Annotated in this window: 3 protein-coding genes and 2 other annotated features; all 3 genes read right to left on the reverse strand. The window is 31.4% G+C overall.

From position 1 onward, the window contains the following. Positions 1-58: 58 nt before the first annotated feature. The 3 genes from NSA58_RS15450 to NSA58_RS15460 all read right to left on the reverse strand — a co-directional run bounded on the left by NSA58_RS15450 (position 59) and on the right by NSA58_RS15460 (position 4,821). Positions 59-1,483, reverse strand: a complete 1,425-nt coding sequence (locus NSA58_RS15450; RefSeq protein WP_039679941.1) for a sodium:solute symporter family protein — start codon at positions 1,481-1,483, stop codon at positions 59-61. Positions 1,484-1,501: 18 nt separating this feature from the next. After that, positions 1,502-2,779, reverse strand: coding sequence for a nickel-dependent lactate racemase family protein (locus NSA58_RS15455; protein WP_074080179.1), 1,278 nt, complete (start codon positions 2,777-2,779; stop codon positions 1,502-1,504). Between the two features lie 263 nt (positions 2,780-3,042). Next, positions 3,043-3,292: a binding site (T-box leader), on the reverse strand. Positions 3,293-3,372: 80 nt separating this feature from the next. Then, positions 3,373-4,821 carry a sodium:solute symporter family protein gene (locus tag NSA58_RS15460; RefSeq protein WP_039679943.1) on the reverse strand — a complete coding sequence of 483 codons (1,449 nt, stop codon included), beginning with the start codon at positions 4,819-4,821 and terminating at the stop codon, positions 3,373-3,375. A gap of 210 nt (positions 4,822-5,031) precedes the next feature. Beyond that, positions 5,032-5,281 (reverse strand) — a binding site (T-box leader). Positions 5,282-5,335: the final 54 nt, after the last annotated feature.

The raw sequence follows: 5,335 nt of genomic DNA on the forward strand, positions 1-5,335 counted from the left end.
TCTATTAATAGATGATATCCAACTTTTCTATTTTTATACTATAATTTCTATTTTCATTTTATATATAAGAAACTTTTCCTTTCTCTAATTCAGTCACTTTGTTTCTATCTAAAATACTACTAACTACAAAAGTAGTTCCTGTTACTAATAGCATCAAGTAACCTACATCACTAAATATTATTTTTAATTGAGGGAATATTAACCAAGCACCAGCAACCATTACAGAAGATATAATTGTAAGAAATCCTGAATTTTTACTTACAAATTTAGGACACCAAATTCCTGCTATTACAACTATGGCAATTCCTATTGTCATAGAAAGTGAAACTTTCATAGCACTTAAAATCGTTCCCAGTTGTGATGATAATATATAAGTTAAGAATCCCACTACTAGTATTATTATTTTGTTTATCATATAAGATTTACCTTGCATCTTTTCACCATATTTTGTTTTGAAGAACACATCATGACTAACTGTTGTTGCACATCCTATTAACATGGAACATGCTGTTGACATATCTGCTGCCCAAAGTCCTGATAATGTCAGTCCTGCTATAACTGGTGATAAGGATAATATTATTTTTGGTAGGGCAAGAGTTGCCTCCACTCCTGGAATTAAAGCTTTTGATGCTATACCAAGCATTGCACACATAAAACCTATCGGTATCATTATTAATGCACCTATTCTAAATCCATTTACTGCACTTTTGTCATCCTTAGAAGTTAAACCTATTTGAATAACTCCTTGTAGTGAGTTGGTTGTACCACACATAACTATCATCCAAGCTACTATTGCTGCTACACCCATACCGGAAGTTAAACTCATATAAGGGACTTCTGGTGTGCTAGCTGCCATAACTTGTGCTGCTTCCCATCCACCTTGATTAAACAAAACTACTACAGAAGATACTATTACACCAATGTATATTAGTGATATATTTAGTATATTACTTATACTTGCTGATCCCATACCTCCAACAAATCCTACTAGCATAAATATTAAGAAAGAGAAGAATGTTGCGCTTTTCATTGTAAATACGTCTGGTAATAAGCTGGCAAGTATTGATCCACCTGCTATATATTGAAGTGCTATAATCGTGCATTGAATCAGTATCATAGCCAAAGTCATTATTATACCAGTTTTCTCATCATAAATAGATTCAATTAGCTTAGTAATTGTACTGTAACCAGCACCTCTGAATTTTTTTATAATAAAAGTACTTGCTATAACTGCACCAAACGCCCAAGTCACATTATACCAACCTGCAGAAAGTCCAACAGAGAAAGCATTCTCTGCTATTCCTATGGTAGATGCTCCCCCTATAGCAAGACCTGAAATTGTTACAGCTGTAATTAAAGTATTATTTTTACCTTTGTATAATAAGAAATCTTCTCCACTCTCTTTTGATTTTTTTGAAACTACTAGGCTTATTCCAAGTAATAAAACTACATATAAAATCACAATAATCAATGGTATGTTCATAATATCTTCCCCCCTAATTTAATCTTCTTCCAATAATGGAACCACATTTCCTCCATATGGAATTACATATACATCTTTATTTTTACAATCAACTTTATTTAATAACTCTTCAAGATTATCTGAAGCAGTAATTTTCATATCTTTCACTACATCTTTATCTATTGAACTCAACATCATAACATTAGATTTTGCTATAGCTTCACAAGCTGCATAGAATATATATCCTCCTATGGTGAAGTTTGCTCTTAGCTCTTCATCAAGAACACCTCTTTTTAAAGGGTCAATCCAATTAAAGAAATCTGGTGCTCCTCCACCTTCACTACACTCAGCAAGTAAAATTAATGTACCTCCTTTTTTTACTGCCCTGCTTGCGTTAAATAATGATTTAGTTGATTGATATAAGTTAATATCTTTTGGATATCCTCCACAACTGGCAATTACTATATCTGCTTCTTTTTTTATTGGTAATCCATAAGCAGCATCTACATATTTACAACTTTTTAACCATGCATCATGGAAGTCACCACATATTAGTTTGCTATGCTTAGAATCAGAATTTACAATTATATTTATTCCAAAAGCCACATCTATAAGCTTTGCTGCTTCATTCATATCTTCGTTTATTGGATTATGATTTAAAAGTCTTGCTCCAACTAGTGGATCTGATCTTTTTTCTGTTTTACTTAAACTTTGAATGTGATTTTGTCTTATGGTTTGTCTTCCTGCCACTCCAGGTATTACACTTTTTCTTCCTCCTCCAAATCCTGCCATTATATGGTGAACTGTACCTGTTATCATTATTACTTTTCTCCCCACGACTAGAGGATTTACATAAACTTCTGTTCCTGAAGGAGTCGTTCCAACTTTTATTAAATCCTCTGCATCACAGTCATGATTTACAACTTTTACTTTGTCATAAACTGATTTAGATGCCAACTTACAAAGTTCTTCTTCACTTTGCTTTCTGTGACTTCCTAGAGCCACAACTACTACCATATTTTCATATTTTACTTTTACTTCTTCAGTTAAATAGTTTACTAATTGTTCACAAATTAAATCTTGTCTCTGCCAAAATCGTGTTAAGTCACTAATCACTATGGTTACTTTATCATCTTTATTTATAATTTCATTTAATGGTTTTGAATTTACAACTTCTGTAGTAATACCTTTTATAAAAGCTTCTTTCAAATCTTTTATTTCATCCATTGGTTGTTCATTTAATATCTCTACTGATTTTGCTCCCTGTAAATTAATAGCTACTTTTTCTTTTCCATATTTTAATTCTACTGTATTCATATTTTACCCCCAAGTATTTGAATTTTATATATTGTATAAGTTGCAGAATATTATGTAATATATATTTATAATCATTCTGTTTCCTTATTTATTAATTTGTTAAACATAAGCTATATGACTATAGTTTCTTCGCAATAAAAAATTTGCTCCGCTCATATCGCCAACGGCTTCACCCGTTGCTCAAGTAACAAAGTTGGAAATTATACTTTATCCACAGAACAGATAACATATAATTTCCTTACAATTAAAAAAGCTCTCATCCTTAAAAGGACGAGAGCTTTTCTCGCGTTACCACCTTAGTTTGCAAATAACTCACATTATTTGCCTCAATAAGTACTCCTTGGAATACCCTAACACTATAACGTGTGTTATCACGTCACATCCTACCAAGCTATGCCCTTCAGTGTGAAGCTCAAAGATGAATTCATAATCAACTTAGTTTGCACCTCTCATCAACCGGTTACTTTCTGTTTACCTCATATAATTATTACTACTTCTTATCATCGCTTTTATTTTTCCATATTTTGTAATTTATATTTTGAATAATAATTATATTTTTCATCTTTGTCAACACAATTTTTAAATTTTTTAATTTATTTATTTCTAGCTAAATTTAAATTATCTATAATATTTTCTTCATCCCTTACCATTACTTTATTCTTTTCAACTAAACTTATAGCTATAAATGTAATTCCACTAACTACCATCATCCAGTACCCTATATCTTTAAACATATCATGAAGTGAAGGTAATACTAACCATGCAACTGCAGCAAATAATGAAGCTAATATTGTAAAAAATCCTGCATTCTTACTAGAAAACTTAGGACACCAAAGTCCTGCAACTACTATTATAGAAGTCCCTATTGCCATAGACAAACATACTTTCATAGCACTTAGTATAGTTCCCAGTTGTGATGATAATATATAAGTTAAAATCCCAACTGATAGTATTATTATTTTATTTATCATAAAAGATTTATCTTTTAATTTACTTCCTGCTTTAGTTTTAAAAAATACATCATGACTAACTGTTGTAGAACACCCTATTAGCATAGAACATGCTGTTGACATATCCGCAGCCCATAAAGCTGATAAAGTAAGTCCTGCCATAACTGGTGGTAAACTCATTATAATCATTGGAAGTGCTTGTGTTGCTTCCACATTAGGAATTAATGCTTTTGATGCTATTCCAAGCATAGCACATATAAACCCTATTGGTATCATCAAAAGCGCCCCTATTCTAAAACCATTTACTGCACTTTTATCATCTTTAGAAGTTAAGCCTATTTGAACCACACCTTGTACTGAATTTGTATTACCACACATAACTATCATCCAGGCTATGATTGCTGGAATCCCCATTCCAGAAGTTAAACTCATATATGGAATATCTGGTGTGCTAGCTGCCATTTGTGTAGCAGCCTCCCATCCACCTTGATTAAATAAAACTATCACTGCTGATACTATTATACCTATATAAATTAAGGAAATATTTAGTATATTACTTATACTAGCTGATCCCATACCTCCAACAAATCCTACTAACATAAATATTAAGAAACTAAAGAATGTGGCAGTTTTCATATCAAATACATCTGGTAATAAACTTGATAATATTGATCCCCCTGCAATGTATTGAAGTGCTATAATCGTACATTGAATTATTATCATAGCTATTGTCATCATTACTCCTGCTTTTTCATCATATACTGATTGAATTAATTTTGTAACTGTACTAAATCCTGATTTTCTTAATTTCTTAACTATAGTAAAACTAGCTATGACCGCTCCAAAAGCCCAAGCCACATTGTACCAACCTGCTGATAAACCAACTGAAAATGCATTTTCTGCTATACCTATGGTAGATGCTCCACCTATTGCTACACCTGCTATTGTAACTGCTGTAACCATTGTACTATTTTTATTTTTATATAATAGGAAATCCTCTCCTCCATCTTTTTTAGATTTTCTTGATACTACAACACTAATTCCAAGTAACATTATTACGTATAAAATAACAATTATTAATGGTATATTCATTTTATTTTACCCCTTTAATTAATTTTAATGTTTTTGTATATTGTATTTTAATAAAGGTTGCAACTACTTTATTAAAATACGTTTACTATAATTTCATTTCTCATGAGTTTTTTCAAAATATTCTGTATTTTAAGCTTAAAATTTATCACACATTTTATTTGTGGCTTGTTCTGCATTAAAAAATTATTCCAATAAAAAAGCCCTCGTCCCCAAAAGGACGAGAGCTATCTCGCGTTACCACCTTAATTTATGAGTAATTCACATTACTCACCTCTGCAAGTACTCATTGGAATACTCTGTCACTATAACGTGTGAATACGTCACATCCTACCAAGCCAAGGCTCTTCAGTGCGAAGCTCAAAGATGTATTCGCAATCAAATAAGTATGCACCTCTCATCAACCGGTTACTTTCTGTATACTTTTCCTTTAACTACTACTTGTTCTTATCATCGCTTATATTTTTAATTTGATATAATAGTAGTTTTATTATTTAATATTGTCAACTATTTTTTA

It is taken from the genome of Terrisporobacter muris (genome assembly GCF_024621905.1).
GTDB classification, from domain to species: Bacteria; Bacillota; Clostridia; order Peptostreptococcales; family Peptostreptococcaceae; genus Terrisporobacter; species Terrisporobacter muris.